Origin of the sequence: Faecalicatena orotica, assembly GCF_905197545.1 — a bacterium.
Classification (GTDB): Bacteria; Bacillota; Clostridia; order Lachnospirales; family Lachnospiraceae; genus Faecalicatena_A; species Faecalicatena_A orotica.
This window is the reverse complement of sequence record NZ_CAJJZH010000007.1, coordinates 201,488-223,018: the sequence shown is the minus strand read 5'-3', so window position 1 is coordinate 223,018 and position 21,531 is coordinate 201,488. Positions and strand designations below refer to the sequence as shown.

The 21,531-nt window shown below is 46.1% G+C and carries 25 protein-coding genes; 6 read left to right on the top strand and 19 right to left on the bottom strand.

Going from position 1 to position 21,531, the window contains the following annotated elements; genetic code table 11:
• Positions 1-81: 81 nt before the first annotated feature.
• Positions 82-942, top strand: coding sequence for a class I SAM-dependent methyltransferase (locus ABIN22_RS15865; RefSeq protein ID WP_346909872.1), 861 nt, complete (start codon positions 82-84; stop codon positions 940-942).
• Positions 943-1,027: 85 nt separating this feature from the next.
• Here the strand turns inward: ABIN22_RS15865 and ABIN22_RS15860 are convergent, their stop codons facing one another.
• The 19 genes from ABIN22_RS15860 to ABIN22_RS15770 form a co-directional block, all read right to left on the bottom strand.
• A complete protein-coding gene (locus tag ABIN22_RS15860) occupies positions 1,028-1,570 on the bottom strand; it encodes a cysteine hydrolase family protein (protein WP_346909870.1) in 543 nt (180 codons plus the stop codon).
• Positions 1,571-1,640: 70 nt separating this feature from the next.
• Complete coding sequence (locus ABIN22_RS15855; RefSeq protein ID WP_346909868.1) at positions 1,641-2,564, bottom strand: helix-turn-helix transcriptional regulator; 924 nt, start codon at positions 2,562-2,564, stop codon at positions 1,641-1,643.
• Between the two features lie 41 nt (positions 2,565-2,605).
• Positions 2,606-3,130: a nitroreductase family protein gene (locus ABIN22_RS15850; protein ID WP_346909866.1), complete on the bottom strand. Its 525-nt coding sequence runs from the start codon at positions 3,128-3,130 to the stop codon at positions 2,606-2,608.
• A gap of 41 nt (positions 3,131-3,171) precedes the next feature.
• Complete coding sequence (locus ABIN22_RS15845; protein WP_109732233.1) at positions 3,172-3,900, bottom strand: NAD-dependent protein deacylase; 729 nt, start codon at positions 3,898-3,900, stop codon at positions 3,172-3,174.
• Positions 3,901-3,935: 35 nt separating this feature from the next.
• Positions 3,936-4,520, bottom strand: coding sequence for an HD domain-containing protein (locus ABIN22_RS15840; RefSeq protein ID WP_109732407.1), 585 nt, complete (start codon positions 4,518-4,520; stop codon positions 3,936-3,938).
• A 365-nt stretch (positions 4,521-4,885) separates the two neighbouring features.
• The gene (locus ABIN22_RS15835; RefSeq protein WP_109732232.1) at positions 4,886-5,518 is read right to left on the bottom strand and encodes a DUF6465 family protein; all 633 of its coding nucleotides are present in this window, start codon (positions 5,516-5,518) and stop codon (positions 4,886-4,888) included.
• Between the two features lie 140 nt (positions 5,519-5,658).
• Complete coding sequence (locus ABIN22_RS15830) at positions 5,659-6,105, bottom strand: MarR family winged helix-turn-helix transcriptional regulator (protein ID WP_109732231.1); 447 nt, start codon at positions 6,103-6,105, stop codon at positions 5,659-5,661.
• Between the two features lie 36 nt (positions 6,106-6,141).
• On the bottom strand, positions 6,142-7,206 hold the full coding sequence (locus tag ABIN22_RS15825) for an NAD(P)H-dependent flavin oxidoreductase (protein WP_346909863.1): 1,065 nt from the start codon (positions 7,204-7,206) through the stop codon (positions 6,142-6,144).
• 17 nt (positions 7,207-7,223) lie between these two features.
• On the bottom strand, positions 7,224-8,945 hold the full coding sequence (locus ABIN22_RS15820) for an acetyl-CoA carboxylase carboxyltransferase subunit alpha (protein WP_346909861.1): 1,722 nt from the start codon (positions 8,943-8,945) through the stop codon (positions 7,224-7,226).
• 85 nt (positions 8,946-9,030) lie between these two features.
• Positions 9,031-10,368 carry an acetyl-CoA carboxylase biotin carboxylase subunit gene (locus ABIN22_RS15815; protein WP_118620219.1) on the bottom strand — a complete coding sequence of 446 codons (1,338 nt, stop codon included), beginning with the start codon at positions 10,366-10,368 and terminating at the stop codon, positions 9,031-9,033.
• A gap of 15 nt (positions 10,369-10,383) precedes the next feature.
• A complete protein-coding gene (fabZ, locus tag ABIN22_RS15810; protein ID WP_109732227.1) occupies positions 10,384-10,815 on the bottom strand; it encodes a 3-hydroxyacyl-ACP dehydratase FabZ in 432 nt (143 codons plus the stop codon).
• 227 nt (positions 10,816-11,042) lie between these two features.
• Complete coding sequence (gene accB, locus ABIN22_RS15805; protein ID WP_346909859.1) at positions 11,043-11,546, bottom strand: acetyl-CoA carboxylase biotin carboxyl carrier protein; 504 nt, start codon at positions 11,544-11,546, stop codon at positions 11,043-11,045.
• Positions 11,547-11,573: 27 nt separating this feature from the next.
• The gene (gene fabF, locus ABIN22_RS15800; protein ID WP_118620217.1) at positions 11,574-12,809 is read right to left on the bottom strand and encodes a beta-ketoacyl-ACP synthase II; all 1,236 of its coding nucleotides are present in this window, start codon (positions 12,807-12,809) and stop codon (positions 11,574-11,576) included.
• A 12-nt stretch (positions 12,810-12,821) separates the two neighbouring features.
• Positions 12,822-13,562: a 3-oxoacyl-[acyl-carrier-protein] reductase gene (gene fabG, locus ABIN22_RS15795; RefSeq protein ID WP_346909856.1), complete on the bottom strand. Its 741-nt coding sequence runs from the start codon at positions 13,560-13,562 to the stop codon at positions 12,822-12,824.
• Positions 13,556-14,476, bottom strand: a complete 921-nt coding sequence (fabD, locus tag ABIN22_RS15790; RefSeq protein WP_346909854.1) for an ACP S-malonyltransferase — start codon at positions 14,474-14,476, stop codon at positions 13,556-13,558. Before fabD ends, fabG begins: the two co-directional genes overlap by 7 nt.
• Positions 14,469-15,458 (bottom strand): enoyl-[acyl-carrier-protein] reductase FabK, encoded by a 990-nt coding sequence (gene fabK, locus ABIN22_RS15785; RefSeq protein WP_278321118.1) that lies wholly within the window; start codon positions 15,456-15,458, stop codon positions 14,469-14,471. Before fabK ends, fabD begins: the two co-directional genes overlap by 8 nt.
• Positions 15,451-15,675 carry an acyl carrier protein gene (locus tag ABIN22_RS15780; RefSeq protein ID WP_109732221.1) on the bottom strand — a complete coding sequence of 75 codons (225 nt, stop codon included), beginning with the start codon at positions 15,673-15,675 and terminating at the stop codon, positions 15,451-15,453. Before ABIN22_RS15780 ends, fabK begins: the two co-directional genes overlap by 8 nt.
• Positions 15,676-15,753: 78 nt before the next feature.
• Positions 15,754-16,716, bottom strand: a complete 963-nt coding sequence (locus ABIN22_RS15775) for a beta-ketoacyl-ACP synthase III (RefSeq protein WP_346909852.1) — start codon at positions 16,714-16,716, stop codon at positions 15,754-15,756.
• A 175-nt stretch (positions 16,717-16,891) separates the two neighbouring features.
• On the bottom strand, positions 16,892-17,608 hold the full coding sequence (locus ABIN22_RS15770; RefSeq protein WP_346909850.1) for a GntR family transcriptional regulator: 717 nt from the start codon (positions 17,606-17,608) through the stop codon (positions 16,892-16,894).
• Between the two features lie 330 nt (positions 17,609-17,938).
• Between ABIN22_RS15770 and ABIN22_RS15765 the strand changes: the two genes are divergently transcribed.
• From ABIN22_RS15765 to ABIN22_RS15745, 5 genes are read left to right on the top strand one after another with little or no spacing between them, the layout of a single operon-like run.
• Positions 17,939-18,931: a phosphoheptose isomerase family protein gene (locus ABIN22_RS15765; protein WP_346909848.1), complete on the top strand. Its 993-nt coding sequence runs from the start codon at positions 17,939-17,941 to the stop codon at positions 18,929-18,931.
• 27 nt (positions 18,932-18,958) lie between these two features.
• A complete protein-coding gene (locus ABIN22_RS15760) occupies positions 18,959-19,390 on the top strand; it encodes a PTS sugar transporter subunit IIA (RefSeq protein ID WP_346909846.1) in 432 nt (143 codons plus the stop codon).
• A gap of 16 nt (positions 19,391-19,406) precedes the next feature.
• Positions 19,407-19,877 (top strand): PTS sugar transporter subunit IIB, encoded by a 471-nt coding sequence (locus ABIN22_RS15755; RefSeq protein ID WP_346909844.1) that lies wholly within the window; start codon positions 19,407-19,409, stop codon positions 19,875-19,877.
• A 35-nt stretch (positions 19,878-19,912) separates the two neighbouring features.
• Entirely contained in the window at positions 19,913-20,695 is a 783-nt protein-coding gene (locus ABIN22_RS15750) for a PTS mannose/fructose/sorbose/N-acetylgalactosamine transporter subunit IIC (protein WP_346909842.1), read from the top strand.
• Entirely contained in the window at positions 20,682-21,521 is an 840-nt protein-coding gene (locus ABIN22_RS15745) for a PTS system mannose/fructose/sorbose family transporter subunit IID (RefSeq protein ID WP_346909840.1), read from the top strand. The genes ABIN22_RS15750 and ABIN22_RS15745 overlap by 14 nt, the downstream gene beginning before the upstream one ends.
• Positions 21,522-21,531: the final 10 nt, after the last annotated feature.

The window sequence follows — 21,531 nt, the reverse complement described above, 5'->3', positions numbered from 1 at the left end:
GGTTTTATGAGATGATAGGTTTAGTTTTCTGCCTGTTTAATTTAACTGGCAGTTTCCGAGAGAAAGGATTAGATAAATATTATGTGGATAGCTGACAATTGGAAAGATTATGAAGTGATAGACTGTTCTAACGGTGAGAAGTTAGAGCAATGGGGAGATTATCTCCTAATCAGGCCGGACCCGCAGGTTATATGGGACACGCCTAAGACACACAAGGGATGGTCCCACCCGAACGGATATTACCACCGCAGTAAGAAGGGCGGCGGTGAATGGGAGTTTTTTGACCTGCCCCATCAGTGGCAGATTCATTATGGAAGCCTTACTTTTAATCTAAAACCTTTTAATTTTAAGCATACCGGGCTTTTCCCTGAACAGGCTGTAAACTGGGACTGGTTCTCCGGAAAGATCCGTGAAGCGGGCAGACCGGTGAAGGTACTGAATTTGTTCGCCTATACAGGCGGTGCGACTCTTGCTGCTGCGGCTGCCGGGGCACAGGTTACACATGTGGATGCATCGAAAGGGATGGTGAACTGGGCGAAGGAGAATGCGGCTTCTTCCGGGCTGAAGGATGCCCCGATCCGCTGGCTTGTGGATGACTGCGTGAAGTTTGTGGAGCGCGAGATCCGCAGAGGTAATACTTATGATGCGATTATAATGGATCCGCCTTCCTATGGCAGGGGACCCAAGGGCGAGATATGGAAGATCGAGGATATGATCCATCCTCTGATTAAGCTGTGTACCCAGATTCTTTCCAAGGATGCAGTCTTCTTCCTGATCAACTCTTATACTACAGGGCTTGCTCCTGCTGTCCTGACTTATATGATTTCTACAGAATTAAAAGCATGGCGTGGTACAGTAGACTCACAGGAGATCGGGCTTCCGGTCAGCCAGAACGGACTGGTCCTCCCTTGTGGGGCTTCCGGACGCTGGGCACGGGATTGAGACTATTTCAATCTTTAAAACCCATATCCCCACTGGAATCAACGTATAAAAGCGTTAAAAATTCCAGTGGGGATATATTTTATATTTACTTAATATTATGATGTTGTGGCTTATCAGCTTCATAAATGCCACTGTCAGAACCCAACAATACATTTATACCTGTGATTTCACATCCTTTGCTTTCATAATAGCGCAGCATTTCGTCAATCTTCCTTTTATCATAACTTGTAATACAATCTGATAAAACATTGACTCGATAGCCTGCTTTGCGCAGGTTGTAACAGGTTGATTTTACACAGGCTGCCGCATCTGCTCCTGTGATGTAGAAGTCACTTATTTCATTTTTATCAATAAAGTCTGCGAATGCCTCGCTGCTTAATGCATTTCCTTTATACTTTGTGAAGATATTTTTTGATACTATTTTTAAATCTGAAACTAATTCAGCCCCTCGCGTATTGGGTTTAAAAGTCCTTGTCCCGCCAGATAAATTTTCATGTCTTATGTAGACGACATGAATATCCTGTTTTACTGCCCAATCTATGGATTGGTTTATACGGTCAATGATTTCCTTGTAATTCTTTGTTATATCATTTTGAATGTCTATTACTACTAAAGCTTTTTTCTGCATAGCGGTTCCTCCTGATTATGTGATTTATTTACCGCTATTATAACTGATTATTTATGACAACTGTATGTCACTAATCTTTGTAAAGATTTTGAATTTGGGAGGATTTTTCTTTCAGCATATCAATGATCTCCCGGGGTTCCAGCACCTCGACTGAATCACCGAATCCGAGGAGCAGGGAGAGCCACAGCCGCTCATTTTCTTTTACATGCGTAGCTATAACAAAATCACCATTTTCATGTTCTTCGATGATTTCACCTTTCATGTATTCCATAATGGGAATTCTTTCTTCCGCTTTACACCGTAATTTTACGGGAATATAGCGCTGGGTATCACTGCCCCATTGTTTTTCCAGCAGTTCCGGGACATTACCGTGTCTGCTGTCCATCGTTCTGCCGGTAACTCTTAAATTCGTTAACCGGTTGAGCTTGAAGAAACGGTAATCGTTTTTACAGGTGCAATACGCCAGCAGATACCAGGCATACCAGCGGTAGTTCAGTGCCAGCGGTTCAACGGTCCTATGGCTTTTTTGTCCTGACCCGTTGGTATAATCAAATTCAACTATGTTTTTATTGTGGATTGCCTCTTCGATTTCACGCACAAATCCGGGAATATTTCCACCCTCGCTGACTACACCGAAGTCAATGAATATACGCTGTTCCCTATCATTATAATGGCCCGCGGCCAACAGCTTTTCCAGAGTCGTATTTATTTTCTGGCTGTCATAAGCCGAACACATGCCCTTGAGTGCGGTGATGATAAATAAATAATCTTCCATTGTTGTAATCTGCTTATCCAGCCTGAAAGTATCAAGTATTTCGTAGCCGCCCGATGCCCCTGTCGATGATGTTACAGGAATACCTGCAATGGACAGAGTCTCTACATCACGCACAATCGTCCGGATTGATACCTCGAAACGCTCAGCAAGCTCTTTGGCTGAAACGACATTACGGTTCATCAGGTACATCGTGATTCCGATGAGGCGGTCAATTTTCAACTGTAACCACCCCGCTCTCTTTTTTCTATATTAATAATCATTTAAAACTGTTCCCAGTGCACTTTGTCTATCGGCAGTTCGTCCAATTCGTATGCGTCTTTCTGTTCATCCGGCATACCCAGGGACAGGATTGCTTCTAGTTTATACCCTTCCGGATATTTCAGTATGGAACGAAGAAAAGCTTCTGTTGTGCCTCCGTCAGGCGTTTCCCTCAGGCGTCCCTGTATCCAGCAGCTTCCCACACCGAGGCTGGAAGCCATCAGATGCATGTTTGTCATTGCTATGGAACAATCTTCCGTCCATACATCTGTTATTTCGGGGTTTGCAATCACAACGACCGCACAGGCAGCATTCTCCAGCATTTTTGCTGCCCCGGCCCTGCATTTGGACATGAGCTTTAAGTTTTCCCTGTCTGTTACGGCAATGAACTCCCACGGCCGTCTTGTCCTGCTCGATGCAGATAATAAGCCCGCCTGCAGGATCTGGTTGAGCACTTCCTTTTCAACCGGCTCGTCTGTATATTTTCGAATGCTTCTGCGTCTTCTCATAGTCTCAAGAAGCTCCATATTATTCTTCCTCCTTTTGTCTGTTCTGTATATGAAATCTGTTAACGAACTTCGATCTGACCCAGAATCTCCCCGATTGGCGCAGAAATGTTAAGTTCGGCCCTGACTGCTTTCGCGGTCCGGGATTTATTTATAACAACAAGGTGCCTCCCGTGGAAGTAATCGATGAATCCTGCCGCCGGGTACACGACCAGGGATGTCCCGCCAATAATCAGCGTATCCGCCCGGGCTATGGACTCCACTGCACCCTGTATGGTACTTGAATCCAGCCCTTCCTCGTAAAGCACGACATCCGGCTTAATGATGCCCCCACACTCGCAACGCGGAATCCCTATGGATTCTTTCACAAACTGTGCGTCGTAGAACCGATGGCATTCCATGCAGTAATTACGGTGGATACTGCCGTGAAGCTCATACACGGTCCTGCTGCCTGCGGCCTGATGCAGTCCATCAATATTCTGGGTGATCACTGCTTTCAGTTTCCCCGCCTGCTCTAATTCTGCCAGCTTGAGGTGGGCCGGATTCGGACGGGCATCAAGAATCATCATTTTTTCTCTGTAGAAATCATAAAATGCTTCTGTATACTGCATGAAAAAACTATGGCTCACAACTTGCTCGGGTGAATACTTGTACGACTGGTGGTAGATACCGTCCGCACTTCTGAAATCCGGAATATGACTCTCCGTTGATACTCCTGCGCCGCCGAAAAATACGATGTTCTCACTTTCATCTATGATTTCCTGCAGCTGCTCTACTTCCTTTTCATACATCTTACGCCCTCCTGTCTTGTCCTGCTTCGTGCCCCCTACTCGTCTTTCAGGTTTCCTTTATTGATATGCCTCTGTACAATGGCCTGCATACATTTCCATACATCTTCTGACGTTTCTTCAATCTTCTCGTTCCGCTTATATACCTGTGACTTCTTCACGCCGTGTTCGGCCCAGCTTTTTCCGCCACTCGCGTCATTGAGCAGCAGAGGCTGGAAATTGTCCAGCAGGTGTGCAAATTTTGCATCAGGTGTCTGATACTCTTCAAATTCTTCCCACAGACTGCGGAAATACTTTCCCTGGTCTTCCGGAAGAAGCCCGAAGATTCTCTCCGCCGCCTTCTCTTCTCTCGCCCGTTTTGTCTCGGCTCCTGCGGAATCATAGGCATATGTATCCCCTGCGTCAATCTCTACCAGATCATGGATCAGTACCATAATCATAACCTTTGTCAGGTCTGTTCCGGGCACATATTCCTGAAGGAGTACTGCCATCAAAGTGATATGCCAGGAATGCTCTGCATCGTTTTCTTTCCTCTGACCATCTGCCAGATAGGACTGCCGGTAAATATTCTTTACCTTGTCGATTTCCGTAATGAATTGAATCTGCTGCTCTAACCTTGTCATTTTCGCTGCCCCTTTTCTTTTCTGTTTTTGGATCTCTATATTTTTATTGTAAACTCTCTTGTCCATTTTTACAATCGTTACTGTTCACAGATAACCTGTAAACAGTAACTAACAATTGCTAATGTTATGCTAAAAAGTATACCGGTTAAAAATGAAAGACTCCGGATATGAGCATTTTTCAGTCCCATATCCGGAGTCTTTCTATTATGTATAATGAGCGTAACTGTTCAGTACAGGGCTGTGTATTTACTGCACAGTCCGTACGAAAACGTAGAACAGCCAGAAGCAAGCCCCATCGCCAAAGGCGATTTTCATGGGCTTGCGGCGTAACTGTTCATGGTCCTGAACAGTTACTAATGAGCATTTTATAAGTCTACTTTCCCTGTTGTATCACCATTAATTACATAATACGCCGCAAATTCTTCCGGCTTCAGATAGATCTTTACATCTTTCATATCGCCGACTTTGTTTTTCAGTTCTTTTGTCCAGACATTTTTCACTTTCTGGAGAACTTCTTCCTGAGTATACTCTCTTCCCGCAAACTGAAGGAATAACTCCGTCTTAACCTCTGCTTTTTTCGCTGCTGTTCTTGCAGCTGGTTTTGCAGCTGTCTTCTTAGCTGTTGTCTTGGAAGCAGTCTTCTTAACTGCTGCTTTCTTCACAACTGGCTTCTCTTCTTTTACAGGTTCCGGATCTTTTAAAACTGCTGCTCTGGTCTCTATCGCTTTCGTCGTGTCTTTCTTCGTTTCAATCGCCTTTGCCTGACCGGCTTTTGTCTCAATAGCTTCTGTCTTAACCGGTGCTTTTTTAACAGCCTCTTTCGCTGGTTCAGCCTTAACTGGTTTCACAGCCTCTGTCTTTTCAGCCGCTGTTTTAACGGGTTCTGCAGCCTCTGCTTTTGCAGCTGCTGTTTTTGCCGTTGTCTCTACAGCCTTTTCTGCTGCCTTCGCGGTTACTGGTTTCTTTGTTGTTTTCGTTGTTGTTTTTCTGGTTACCATACTTGCTCCCTCCTGCTAAAACAAACTCAAGTATCTTGGCTTCAACATAAACATTTTTTTGTTACAAGGGGTATTGTACCTCATTTTCCCTGAAACGTCAAAAAAAAATTTCCATAGTCACTAAAATGGTCAAGTAACTGTCATTTTTCTTCTTTGTACCCGCGGAAAAATTTTGAGAGGCTTTCGAGTGTTTTGAGCAGGACCGGCATCTCATTTTCGTCAAGACTCTGGATCACCGCATCTGTCATCTGCATATGGAAATCTTCATGATGCCTGTATGCCCGGCGCCCCTTTTCAGTCAGGCGGATGTATACGACACGGCGGTCCGTTTCGCTTCTTTCACGCACCACATATTTTTTATTTACCAGGCTGTTTACAGACGTAGTAAGAGACCCGGCAGTAATGCCGAGTTTCTTGGCTACCACGGACATCGTGCTGTCGCTGCCGAGTCCGATGGCCTCTATGATATGCATGTCATTGTTGCTGATATCTTTATACTCATCTGTAATAATGGCATCTTCCTCCAATTCCCAGATTTCATTAAACAGATGTACGAGGATATCATTGATTTTCTCATGTGCATTCACAGATGCTGTACTCCTTTCCTGATTCCTATTATGATGTCAGGACTCTTTACGGTCAAACAGGGAATCTATCACTTCTTTCACAGTTTCCATGCGCTGTGCCTGATAAGCTTTGGCTCCGCAGAATAGTAATGCATGGTCTACATCTCCTTTTGCGGCGTTAATCAGGCCGTCTGTGATGCAGTATGGTATCTCTGCCGGATTACATCTTGCCAGACAACCGTGGCATGGTGTGTGTTCTATTTTCTCACCTAGCATAACACGTTTCATGAACGGATTCAAGATTGCACGTCCGGGCATGCCTACGGGACTCTTAACAATTACGATGTCATCCTTTTTTGCATCCAGATATGCCTGTTTATACCGGATATCGGCATCACATTCCTCTGTTGTTACAAATCTGGAAGCCACTTGAACGCCGTCGGCACCAAGTGACAATGCATGTATGACGTCTTCTCTGTCATGGATTCCCCCGGCAATTACCACTGGGATTTTTGTCTGGTATTCTTCTTCATAAGAATGTACAACTGCTATAATTTTTTTAATCTCGTCTTCGTAAACTTCCGGTGTGTATACTTTCAGTTCATCTTCCTTAAATCCGAGATGACCGCCGGCCTTCGGGCCCTCGATGACAACAAGGTCTGCTGTGCGGCGGTATTTTTTGCCCCAGTATTTCAGAATCACCTTTGCCGATTTCTTGGTCGATACGATTGGCGCAATCTTTGTACTGCTGTCCCCCACAAGTCCCGGCAGTTCTGTCGGAAGTCCCGCACCGGAGATGATGATGTCGGCTTTTGCCTGTACGGCGGCTTTTACATGCTGTTTATAATCTCTTAAGGCAACCATAATATTATAGCCGATCAGGCCGTCCGGTGAAATAGCCCTTGCCTTATCCATTTCTTTTTGAATCGCCCGGACATTAGCCTCAGAAGGATGCTGGTCAAAATCAGGTTCCCTGAATCCAATCTGGGCCGTGGAAATGATTCCCACTCCGCCTTCTGCCGCTACGCTGCCGGCCAGATTTCCAAGACTGATACCGACTCCCATGCCCCCTTGAATCAAAGGAACTCTCACCGTCTTTCCACCAATTTTAAATGGATCCATATACTACCTCTTTTCTCTTACATCTTTCTGAAACGCTGATATCGTTTTTCTGTGAGATCAGCCTCTGGTAAAGCTCTATATTTCTTCAGAAATTCTGCGATTTTGATTTCCAGAGTATTGCAGACTTCTGTCAGGTTCTCTTGTGTATAATGCTCTGGTTCCGGAATCACCTGCTCGATGATTTTCAGCTCCAGAAGATCTTTTGCCGTTAGCTTCATAACTTCCGCAGCCTCGCTTGCACGTTTGCTGTCCTTCCACAGAATGCTCGCAAAGCCTTCCGGGGAGAGTATGGAATAAATGGAATTTTCGAGCATCCAGACCTCATCCGCAACGGCCATCGCCAGGGCGCCGCCGCTTCCTCCTTCTCCGATTACAACGGATAGGACCGGGACCTTCAGGCCCGACATCTCGAACAGGTTTCTGGCAATCGCCTCACCCTGACCGCGCTCTTCCGCCTCTAATCCGCAGAATGCCCCGGGGGTATCTACGAAACAGATAACCGGACGGGCGAACTTTTCGGCCTGTTTCATCAGGCGGAGGGCTTTTCTGTATCCGTCAGGGGATGGCATTCCGAAGTTCCGTTCGATATTTTCCTTTGTTGTCTTCCCTTTTGCCTGCGCAATGACCGTCACCGGCATTCCTTTGAAAGATGCAATACCACCGATGATTGCCTTATCATCTTTGAAGTAACGGTCTCCATGAAATTCCACAAAGTCTTCGAATAAGTTTTCAATATATTCTGCCCCCACCGGACGGTCCTTCTTGCGGGATACCTGCACGCGTTCCCATGCCGTATGGTGTTTGCTGCTTTTCGCCTGCTGCGGTTCTCTGCCTTCCGGTGTACTCATTTTTTCTTCAAATGTAGTTTCCTGCAATCTGGCACCCTCTGCATTTTTACAGTGGAGGCGGAGAATATGGGCCAGTTCCTGCTTCATGTCTTCGCGTTCCACAATTTTATCTATAAAGCCATGCTCCAGCAGAAATTCCGAGCGTTGGAAACCTTTCGGCAGTTTTTCCCCGATTGTCTGCTCAATCACGCGCGGGCCAGCGAAACCGATCAGGGCATTCGGTTCTGCCAGAATAATATCCCCAAGCATTGCAAAGCTTGCCGTCACACCGCCCGTCGTCGGGTCTGTCAGTACAGAAATATAGAGCAGTTCTGCATCACTATGGCGCTTCAAAGCAGCCGAAGTCTTCGCCATCTGCATCAGGGATACAATCCCCTCCTGCATTCTGGCGCCGCCTGAACAGGCAAAGATAATAACCGGGAGCTTTTCCTCTGTAGCACGCTCCACCGCACGTGCGATCTTCTCGCCCACGGCTTCGCCCATGCTCGCCATCAAAAAGCGGCCATCGCATACGCCGATCACGGCCGGACAGCCGTCAATCACAACCTTGCCGGTAACAATCGCTTCCTCCAGATTCGTCTTCTCCTTCAGTACCTCAATCTTTTCCTCATATCCCTTAAAATCCAGTGGATTTCCTGTCACCAAGCCGCGGTCCCACTCTTCAAAAGAACCGGCATCGGCAATCATCTCAATCCTCCGGTACGCATGGACACGAAAATAACCGTGGCACTTGGGACAGATATAAAACCCATTTTTCACATCATCCGCAATAATTGCCGCTCCACATTTATTACACTTCCGAAGCAGCCCCTCCGGGACCTCCGGTCTGGATTCCTTCAAAGAAATATAACTTTTTCTGCTCGTCTTTTTAAACATATTCTGTAACTTCATAGACAGCTCCTAACTTTATACTGCAAAGGGGTCAGACCCTTTTGCGGTCCGTTTTCTGATAATTCTGAAAATTTCCCTTTCATTATCATGACATTTTTTCTATAAATTCAATATCTATATCGCCTGACTCGAAATCTGGATGGTGAAGAATTTCATATTGATAATCTACATTCGTGTCAATTCCCTCAATTATGATCTCGCCGAGGGCACTGCGCATTTTCCGAATCGCTTCTTTTCTGTTTTTCGCATGCACGATCAGTTTTGCCAGCATGGAATCGTAGTAAGGGGTTACGGTATAGCCGCTGTAGATCGCGGAATCGATACGCACGCCTTTTCCTCCGGGCAGGTACATGTCTGTGATCGTACCGGGGGACGGGCGGAAGTTCTTCTTCGGATTTTCTGCGTTGATGCGGCACTCGATGGCATGGCCCGTGATGGTTACGTCATCCTGTGTATAACTCAGTTCTCTTCCATCGGCGATTTTTATCTGTTCTTTTATTAAGTCGATTCCGGTTACCCATTCTGTTACAGGGTGCTCAACCTGAATTCTTGTGTTCATCTCCATGAAATAGAAATTGCCGCTTTTTTCTAACAAGAATTCGATTGTTCCGGCGTTTGTGTAATTGGCCGCTTTCGCCGCTTTCACGGCTGCCTCCCCCATTTTCCTGCGCATTGCGTCTGACAATGCAATGGACGGGGACTCTTCTATCATTTTCTGGTGGTTCCTCTGAACGGAACAGTCACGCTCCCCCAGATGAATGACATTGCCATGTTTGTCTGCCATGATCTGGAACTCGATATGCCTTGGGTGCTGCACGAAATGTTCAATGTACATCGTGTTGTCACCGAAAGCCATCTGGGTTTCTTTCTGTGCCGTATTAAAACTGCTTTCAAACTCGTCAGGAGTTTCGGCCACGCGCATTCCTTTTCCGCCTCCGCCGAGGGCGGCCTTCACGATAACCGGATAACCGATTTCATCTGCTATGGCGGCACCTGTCTGCGCATCGTAGATTGGTTCTTTACTGCCCGGTATTACCGGAACACCTGCAGCAACCATTGTGTTTCTGGCTTCCTGCTTATTCCCCATCTTCCGGATCACTTCTGATGACGGCCCGATAAACGTGATGTTGCACTGCTCGCACAGTTCCGCGAATTTACTGTTCTCGGACAGAAAACCGAATCCCGGATGAATCGCATCTGCTCCAGATACAAGCGTCGCGCTGATGATTCGTTCCATACTCAGATAACTTTCCGTAGAAGGGGCAGGCCCGATGCAGATTGCCTCATCCGCCAGTTGGGTATGCAAAGCCTCTTTATCCGCCTCCGAATACACAGCTACCGTCTCGATCCCCATCTCCCTGCAGGCACGGATAATGCGCACGGCAATCTCTCCGCGGTTTGCAATTAATACCTTTTCAATCATAACCTGCACATCTCCTTATTTTCCAACCATGAAAGTCAGTTCTGCACTGACAACGACCTTGCCATCCACAGTCGCAACCGCCTCACCGACTCCGACAGGTCCCTTCTGCTTGATGATTTTCGTTTCCAGCCTGATCTTATCTCCCGGGTTCACCATGCCTTTAAACTTACATTTCTGTACGCCCCCGAAAAACGCGATTTTGCCGCGGTGTTCCTCCTGACTCAGAATCGCGACTGCACCGACCTGCGCCAGCGCTTCCAGCGTCAGCACTCCCGGCATGACAGGATGGTCCGGGAAATGTCCCTTGAAAAAATCCTCCCGGTAAGTCACACATTTATAACCAACGGCAAACTGCCCCGGCTCATAATCCTCGATATAGTCCACCAGTAAAAACGGATGTCTGTGAGGAATAATTTCCTGAATCTGCTTAATATCTAATCTGTTCATGCAAAAACCTTCTTTCTTTATGTCAAGCCTAAACTGACATTTGTGTTACTGTTCACACCGTACCGTGCACCCCGCTGCACGGTATCGGGCCAATAAAGCGATGGCCCCAGAGCATCTGCTTCTCGCCGAAGGCGACTTGAAATAAGCAGATGCGGCTGCTGTGCACGCCTGAAAGGTGTGAACAGTAGACATTTTCAAAGGGGTCTGCCCCCTTTGCAGTTAATTGATTATTTTATAACAAACAATGGCTGTCCGTATTCTACTGTGTCCCCGTTTTGGACCAGTATTTCTGCTACTTTTCCAGAAAAATCACTTTCGATTTCGTTCATCAGTTTCATCGCCTCTACAATTGCAATGACCTGACCTTCTTTAACGCTGTCGCCGACGCTTATAAATGGCTCTGCCTCTTCTGAAGGCGCAGAATAAAATGTCCCTACCAGTGGAGATTTTACGACTTTACCGTCTGCTTTCTTTTCTGCCGGTGTATCTGAAGCTGATGCAGCTGCCACATATGCTGTCTCATCCGATGCCATTTCGGCCGTAACAGCCGGCTTTTGTGCGGCTGCAGGTGATACGGGTGCCTGTGTATACGCCACTGCATCTGTAGCGGCATACTGGACTGCCGCTGCCTTCTTCAGAGAAAGCTTTACTCCGCCTTCTTCATATTTAAATTCCGCCAACGCGGATTTGGATACTGAATCCACTAACTGTAATATTTCTTCTATTTTCATGATATCCGCCTTTCGCGTTATTACCTGTTATTGATACTTCTTTACGAGCAGGGTTGCATTATGGCCGCCGAATCCAAGTGAATTGGTCAGTACATAATTAACATCCTTTTCAATCGGGGAGCCGAATGTGTAATTCAGATCACAATCTTCTTCTGCCTCGATGCTTCCTGCCGTCTTGTGAATGAAACCGTCCTGAATACTCTTCACGCAAACGATAAACTCGACACCGCCTGCTGCACCGAGCAGATGCCCGATCATAGATTTTGTGGAGTTGACCGCAACATCTTTCGCCGCATCCCCGAGCGCATATTTGATCGCCCTCGTCTCAAACAAATCGTTATGATGTGTGCTCGTTCCGTGTGCATTGATATAGTCGATCTGCTCTGGAGCAACGCCTGCTTCCTTCATCGCAATCTTCATCGCCATACCGGCTCCTTCCCCGTCTTCCTGTGGGGATGTGATGTGGTATGCATCTCCTGTAGAACCGTAGCCTGCCAGCTCGGCGTAGATCTTTGCCCCTCTCTTCTTTGCATGCTCAAGTTCCTCAAGAACAACGATACCGGCTCCCTCTCCGAGCACAAACCCATTTCTGTCTTTGTCAAACGGAATGGATGCCCGCATCGGGTCCGTGGAAGTGGAAAGTGCGGTCAGTCCTGAAAATCCGGCCACGCCTGTCGGACAGATACAGCTTTCCGTACCGCCGGCAACCATGATATCCGCATCATCATACTGGATTGCACGGAACGCATCACCGATACAGTTTGTTCCGGAAGCACACGCAGTCACAACATTTGTACATTTCCCTTTTAAACCTAACTGAATCGAAACATTCCCTGCCGCCATGTTGGAAATCATCAGCGGCACCATCAGCGGATTGACCCTGCTCGGTCCTTTTTCCACAATCTTTGTATAATTCTGTTCTACAACCTGGAGGCTTCCGATACCGGAGCCGACAATTACGCCTGCGCGGTATGCGTCTTCCTTCGAAATGTCTATACCAGAATCTTCAAATGCTTCCTTTGCCGCAGCAACCGCATACTGGGAAAAAGGCTCCATACGTTTTGCCGCCTTAAAATCCATTCGCTCTTTTGCCACAAAATCTTTCACCTCTGCAGCGATTTGCACTTTATATTCAGATGCATCAAATTTTGTAATTGGTCCGATTCCGACTTTTCCTTCACGAATCCCGCTCCAGAATTCTTCTACCGTATTACCGATCGGAGTCACTGCCCCCAGTCCGGTCACTACAACTCTTCTTTTCATACTAATCTCCTTTTACATTGCCATTCCGCCGTCTACACACAAGACCTGTCCTGTAATGTATCTTGCTTTTTCTGATGCCAGAAATGCCGCCGCCTCGGCGATGTCTTCCGGTTCCCCGAACGCTCTAAGCGGTATCTGCGCGATGGAGGCTTCTTTTACCTTCTCCGGCAGTACCTGTGTCATCTCCGTGTGAATAAATCCCGGTGCAATGGCATTTACCGTAATCCCTCTGGATGCCAGTTCCCTTGCCGCCGATTTTGTCAGTCCGATCACTCCTGCTTTAGATGCACAGTAGTTTGCCTGCCCTGCATTTCCCAAAACACCGGATACGGATGAAAGATTAATAATGCGGCCGCTTCTCTGCTTCATCATCTGTCTGGAGGCAAAACGGATGCAGTTGAAAGTCCCCTTCAGATTCGTATCGATTACCGCATCAAAATCATCCTCTGACATCCTCATCAAAAGACCGTCCCTTGTGATTCCTGCATTGTTAACCAGAATGTCAATTCTTCCAAACTTTGCAGTCACTTCTTTTATAAAATTCTCACAGGCCTGGAAATCGGATACATTACACTGCATCACTTCCGCTTTTCCGCCGTTTTTTTCAATCTCATTCTTAACTTCCTCTGCTCTGTCGGCAGAACCATTATAATTAATCACGACAGCCGCGCCTTCTTCTGCCAGCTTGAGGGCGACCGCTCTTCCGATGCCTCTCGATGCGCCTGTAACAATCGCTGTTTTTCCTTCTAACATAATTCGCTAACCACCTTGTCTACATCTTCCCATGTGCCTACATTGTATACTTTTACCGACTTATCAATCTTTCTCATGAACCCTGCAAGTGTCTTACCGGGCCCGACTTCCACAAATGTATCCACACCATCGGCAATCATGTTTTCGACACTCTGCTGCCAGCGTACAGAAGACGCCACTTGTTTTTCCAGCAGTTTTTTCGTACTGCCAATATCCTTTACATACTCTGCCGTAACATTCGTCACATAAGGGATATTCAGAGACTTCAGTTCAACACCCTCAAGCACCTTTCCGAGCTCTCTTCCCGCCTCTGAAAGGAATGGTGAGTGGAACGGCCCGCTCACATTCAGCGGAAGCACCCTCTTGGCCCCGGCTTCTTTCAAAGCCTCAGCCGCCTTTTCCACACTGTCCTTTAATCCTGTAATTACGATCTGTCCCGGACAGTTATAATTTGCAATCCCTGCTCCTTCAATGCCGCTTAACACCTTCTCAATCACATCTGCACCAAGTCCCAGAACAGCAGCCATTGAGCCTTCGCCTCCCGGCACTGCATTCTGCATGAGGATCCCGCGCTTTCTGACTGTAGTAACCGCATCCGCGGCGCTCATCCCGCCTGCTGCTGCAATCGCACAGTACTCTCCCAGACTTAATCCCGCTGATACATCCGGTTTCAGCCCTCTTTCTTCTAGTACTGCCGCCATTGCAAGACACGTAGTAACTAATGCCGCCTGTGTATATTCTGTCTGGTCCAGCAGATCATTTTCTTCGAAACATAATTCTTTCATATCTATATTAAGCAGCTCAGATGCCATGTCAAAAATCTCTGCCGCCGTTTCACTATGTTCATAAAAATCTTTTCCCATCCCGGCTTTCTGTGCGCCCTGTCCGGGAAATATAAATGCAGTCTTACTCATAAAAACCCTTTCCTCCAATCAGGTCATCTGTCTCTTTTACAAGCTTCTGGATCAGCTCCTGGCAGGACATCTCTTCCTTAACCATACCGGCAATCTGGCCTGACATCACGCTCCCATTTACCACGTCGCCATCCACAACAGCCTTCCTTAAACCGCCCAGTGTCAAAAGCTCCAGTTCCTCAAAAGATGCCCCTTCCTGCTCCTTCTGTAAGTACAGTTTCGTCATCTGGTTGCGCAGTGCGCGGACCGGATGCCCTGTCGTGCGCCCTGTCACTCTGGAATCAATGTCTCTCGCTTTCAGAATGCATTTCTTATAATTGTCATGAACAATAGATTCATTCGTAACCACAAAATGAGTTCCCATCTGTACGGCCTGTGCGCCCAGCATAAATGCTGCTGCGATTCCTCTGCCGTCCGCAATACCGCCTGCCGCGATAACCGGGATGCTCACCGCATCTACAACCTGTGGCACTAATACCATCGTTGTATTTTCACCAATGTGTCCGCCTGCCTCTGTCCCCTCTGCAACAAGGGCATCTGCACCGCAGCGTTCCATACGCTTTGCAAGTGCTACAGATGCAACGACAGGAATTACCTTTACTCCTGCTTCCTTCCACATCTTCATATATTTTTCAGGAGATCCGGCACCCGTTGTCACAACCTTAACGCCTTCCTCCACAATTACATTTGCCACCTCATCCGCATAAGGACTCATCAGCATAATATTTACGCCAAATGGCTTTTGGGTAAGCTTTTTCGCTTCCCTGATCTGTTCCCGTACCCAGTCAGCAGGCGCGCTCGCCGCACCAATCAGCCCAAGCCCGCCAGCTTCTGATACGGCGGCTGCAAGATGATATTCAGCAACCCATGCCATTCCACCCTGTATGATCGGATATTCGATTTCTAATATTTCGGTTACTTTTGTCTTCATACTAACAACCTTTCTTAATTTATGAACTACTTTATAAAATTTCTTATTTATGAGCTTCCAGATACTTGATCACATCGCCGATTGTTGCGATCTGCTCTAAGTCTTCAGACGGGATCTCTACGTCGAATTCTTCCTCGAAAGCCATGACTACTTCGAATAAGTCCAGAGAATCTGCTGCCAGATCATCTTTGAAGGAAGTCTCCTCTGTAAGTGTGCTGATTTCTGCCCCTAATGATTCTGCTACGATTTCTTTTACTCTTTCTAACATGATTTTAAATTCCTTTCTTACTTCCATTTTTCTTTTTATTTATATGTGTAATCCGGTCCATGCCGGGTATTACCAAAACTACCATTCAAGATAAGCCGCGCCCCATGACAGGCCTGCCCCGAAACCGGACATCACCAGCTTATCACCTCTTTTGAGCATCCCCTTCCGGTTCATTTCATCCAGAAGAATCGGAATGCTGGCGGAGGATGTATTTCCATACTCATCCATGTTCATAGGAAACTTGCTGATGTCTTCCTTCAGCCTCTTTGCGACTGATTCTACAATCCTTTTGTTTGCCTGGTGCAGTACAAAATAATCGATGTCATCCACCGCGATACCAGTCCCTTCGAGCGTCTCCCGGATTACCTCCGGCACACACCTGACTGCGAATTTAAAAACCGCCTGGCCGTTCATCTTCATATAAGAATCCAGATCTTCCCCTTCTATGGGCCGGTTTTTTCTGTGCCTGCTCATACAGGTCAGGGCATCTCCCATGCTCCCGTCCGAATGCGTTACCGGCCGGACAGCTTCGCCTTCTTCCGCTTTCAAAACCGCCGCCCCCGCGCCGTCACCGAATAAGATGCAGGTCCCGCGGTCCTCCCAGTTTACGGTATTAGACAGGCTCTCCGCCCCGATGATCAATACGGTCCTGTAAACGCCTGAGGCTATGTATGCCTGGGCTGTATTATAGGCAAATAAAAAACCGGTGCAGGCTGCATTCAGGTCAAAACCGGTCGCATTTACCGCCCCCAGTTCTTTCTGCACCTCGCAGGCCGTGCTAGGCAGCAGAACTTCTGATGTAAATGTAGAAACCAGTATCAAATCCAGTTCCTCCGGATCAATGCCGCTGTTTTCCAAAGCCCGCTTCGATGCTTCTACGGACATGGATACGGTTGTCTCGTCTACTATAATATGTCTTCTTACGACGCCAGTCCGTTCACGGATCCATTCGTCGTTTGTATCTACAATCTTGGCCAAATCATTATTGTCCAGAAAATGAGCCGGCACGTATGAACCTGTTCCACATATCTTTCCTATCATAATCGTTCTCCGTGTTTAATTTCATTTCCAAATATTTTTAATTTAAAATACTTTGATTACCAAAGTATATCATAATAATTGTAAATGTCAAGAAATTTTGTGCAGAAAAAAGGATATAGGAACATTGTGCATGCTCAACACACCCCCTGTTCCTATATCCTAACGGACAGTTTTTTTATTTTAGTGCATATTTAAACTTATCCCCCCGAACGACCTGTTTGGTTATATGCAGCGGATTTTCATTATTATCATAAACCAGATCTTCCACGAGCATAAGCGAGGACCCTCTCGGTACATCCAGAAGTTTTGACTCCTCCTCTGATGCATAACATAGTTCAATGGTTTTGCTGCCGGCCAGAGGCTTGATATTATACTCTGATTTCAGAACGGCATATAATGACCCATTCAGGTTTGCTCCCATTAAGGAATCATATTGGGACGAAAACCATGTTGTTTCAACACAGATCGCAATCTTATCTACAATCCTGAGACGCTTAATTTCCAGTACCATCTCACCGGCCTTCAGTCCAAAGAATGCCATCTGGCTTCGGGTGGGTTCTATATGGGTCCTTGATATTGTCTTGGTTGTCAGTGTCTTCCCCATAGATTTTACATTATCCGTGAAACTCAGGAATGTGGACGAATGCTGGTTCATCTTCGGTGATGCAACAAAGGTTCCCTTTCCGTGCGCCTTGACAAGGAGCTTTTCGGAAACCAGAACAGAAAGTGCTTTCCGCACCGTACTTCTGCTTATACTGTACATATCGCTGAGTTCAAGTTCAGAAGGGATCTTCTCTCCCCGGTTAAACTTCCCTTCATATATATCATTACGGATCCTCTCTGCAAGCTGGTCATATAAAGGAATACTTGTGCCATTATCTAGTGTCTCCATGCATTTGTCCCTCCTTGATTCATGATTGGTAACTGTTGAAAGGCAGGCCCTGAAACAGTTACATATGTTTTACATGTACTATTATAACAAATGGTCGTTAAAAAGCAAGATGTATGTTAATGTATTTAGTAACTTTTAAATACAAGTTATAATACAAGTGTATAATATGCATAATTTGCCCGTGCTTGTATTGTGATGTATTCACAAAATTACAAAACCAGTCTTTACACGCTGCATATTCCGTGCTAATATATAGCCATGTTAATCACTTGTATGCAGACATCTCCCTACAAGTAGCTAATAATAAAAACAAAGGAGTACAATTAAATTATGGAAATCAAACAGGAAGTAAGACAGGTCATCGAAAAAGTATTAAAGGAAAAAGAAGCAGCTGGCGGAATTAAGAATGTTGTATGGATCGCAGCAGGGGGGTCTAATGGAGGTTTTTTCCCTGCACAGTATTTTATGGACCGTGAATCTAAAACATTACGCTCCCAGTCCTTTACAAGCAATGAATTTGTTTATGCAGCACCTGCTTTTGCAGGAGAGAATACGCTAGCGGTTATCTGTTCTATGAGAGGGACAAAGGAGACATGTGTAGCAGCAAAAATAGCAAAGGAGCTGGGCGCTGCAACTATCGGCTTATATGTTCAGGAATCTGACCTGACCGATACATGTGATTATAACATTCAATATGAAAGCATCGCGATAGATGAAAGCAGGACCGAAAGAGTAAATTCCAGTATCGGCGTTAACATCGCCATGAACCTTGTAGAACTGACAGAAGGATATGCCGGTTATGAAGACGCAATGGCAGCCTTTGACATTGTAGATGATATTTACAGAAAAGCTGTTGAATATGCAGAGCCGCTTGCCAGAAAATGGGCAGAACAAAACAAAAATGAAAAGACCATTTATGTCATGGGCAGCGGTCCTGCATGGGGCTCCGCATACATTTTCTCCATCTGCAATATTGAGGAAATGCTCCAGATAGATTCCCCAACAATCAACACCTGTGAATTCTTCCACGGACCGTTTGAAGTATTGGACAAAAATACTTCTGTATTCCTGCTTGTCTCTGAAGGAAGATGCCGGCCGGCCGATGAACGTGCCGTGAAGTTCCTGAATACATACGGCGGCGATAAGGTTTATATTCTGGATGCCAAAGAACTGGGAATCAACAGGATTAAGGATAGTGTCAGTGAATACTTTAACCATATTTTATTCTCGCCCGTTTTAAACAACGTATATATGAGACAGTTGTCATACGCAACTAAAAACGATTATAATACAAGAAGATATATGTGGAAGGTAGAATATTAAGCACTGAGAATATCGGAGGATACTGTTATGAGAAAATTTTTATTTGCATCCCATGCCTATTTAGCCAAAGGAATCCTTAGTTCACTAGAACTCATTATGGGGCACCAGGACAACGTCAAAGTGTTATGTGCATACACCCAGGATGGCTTTGACATCAAACAGGAAATCAAGAATCACATTGACGCCTTGTCCTGCCATGACGAGCTTATAGTCGTAACAGATGTATTGGGCGGAAGCGTCAATAACGAATTCATGTCCGTCTTAGGAGGCACCGATAAGAACGTATATCTCGTTGCAGGATTAAATCTGGCGCTGCTTATGAGCCTGGCTGCAAGAAAAGATGAAGACACCGCAACAGAAGCTTTAATTACGGAATGTGTGGAAGAAGCAAAAGAAACCATTGTTTTTTGCAACACGCTGCTACAAAAGACCAAAGAACCAGAAGACGAAGAATTTTAATTCAGGAGGATGAATCATGGTATTAATGACAAGAGTGGACTGCAGATTATTACATGGACAAACAGCAGTATCCTGGACATCAGGACTCGGTGCAGACTGTATTTTAATTGCAAATGATGCCGTCGTAGATGATAATCTCAGAAAAACAACGATGAAACTGGCAAAACCCGCAGGAACGAAGCTGGTAATCAAGAATATTGAAGATTCAATTACCGCTTTAAACAGCGGAGTTACAGACAAATACAAATTGTTTATTGTGGTAGAGTCCATTGAAGATGCCGCAAAATTGGCACTTGCCGTCAAAGCAGTGGATAAGGTGAATCTTGGTCTGGTAAAAACCCGGGAGGGTACGAAAAATATTTCCAAATCTGTAAATGTTTTACCTGAAGAGGAAACGCTCATACATAAAATGGCAGATGCTGGAATTGAGGTCGAGATCCGGCAGGTTCCAAACGATAAGAAGATTGACGCAGTGCGTGCATTATAAAAATACGAAAACCAAGAATAGAGGGTGGAATTGAAATGATAAAAGTTCTATTAATTTTCCTCATTGCATGTTTCGGATATAGTGATTATTTCACAGGGAAGTCTTTGCAGACAAGACCTTTAGTCCTCGGCCCGCTGGTAGGGCTTGCAATGGGAGATTTACAGGCAGGGTGCGTCATTGGCGCAACAATCGAACTGGCGATGATGGGCGCTGTTGGTGTAGGCGCCGCGCTTCCGCCGGAAGTTGTTTCAGGAGCAATTTTAGGGACGGCATTCGCCATTTCCGGAGGCAGGGACGCAGGCATGGCTGTTGCGCTTGGACTGCCAATTGCCATGTTAGTCATGTTACTCCGTAACTTTTTGTTCATCGTAGTTGTGCCACTCTTTGCCAACCGGGCAGATAAATACGCGGCTGAAGGCGATATAAAGGGAGTTGCCAGAATGCACTGGTTCGGCGGCATCTTTGGCATGTACCTCCCGATGGCTGTTCTGGTGGCCATTGCATATTATGCCGGAAGTGGCGTGATGCAAAACGTGTTGGATGCCATACCGCAATTCGTACAGAACGGGCTTACTATCTCCGCCGGAATCCTCCCCGCACTTGGATTTGCCATCCTGCTGCGGATGATACTCAACAAAAAAATTGCCGCCTTTCTCGCAATCGGATTTGTACTGACGGCATACGTGGGCCTGCCAGTCCTTGGCGTGGCAATTATGGCGGTAAGCATTGTTATGATCATGGCATTCGGTGACTTCGGCATTCAGAAAGCCGCCGCAGAAGGCCCGGCAGAAATGGAGGAAGAAGATGACGACTTTTAATGAAACGCAGACAGAGGAAGTATCTGTCATCACAAAAAAAGATTTAAGAAATGTATTCTGGAAATCACTTCCATTCGAAATTTCATGGAATTATGTAAGACAGGACCATTTAGGGTTTGCATATGCGATGACCCCTATTATTGAAAAGTTATACAAGACTAAGGAAGAACGTAAGGAAGCGTTGGAACGGCATACTGAGTTTTTTAATATCACGGTCTATTTCTCAACACTTGTGCTGGGGATTGTAACTGCTATGGAAGAAAGACGGGCGAAAGACCCAAACTTTGACACATCCTCCATCAGCAATGTAAAAGCCAGCCTTATGGGGCCGCTTTCAGGAATCGGCGATTCTATCTTCCTCGGAACACTCCGTATTATCGCAGCAGGCATAGGCTGTTCCCTGCTTATGAACGGCAATCCGTTCGGGGCACTTTTGTTCCTTCTGCTTTACAATATCCCGGCATTTGCGGTCCGCTACATCGGTATGATGAAGGGATACCAGTTAGGTACCGGTCTTCTTGAAAAACTGCAGAAATCCGGACTCATGGACAAGGTAACGAATATGACCGGGATTGTCGGTCTTATGACCATCGGTTCCATGATCGCAACAATGGTTACCATGAAAGTCCCGATCACCTTCGGATCAGGGGATGGAGTAACAGAACTACAGGGAATTCTGGACTCAATTCTCCCCTGTCTGCTTCCTGTGTGCGTCACAGCCTTTATCTATTGGCTGCTTGGCAAAAATGTAAAATCAACCTATATTTTACTGGGAATTATTGCAATTTCAATCGTGTGCGCAGGATTTGGTATTTTAGCTGCATAGGAGACATAAA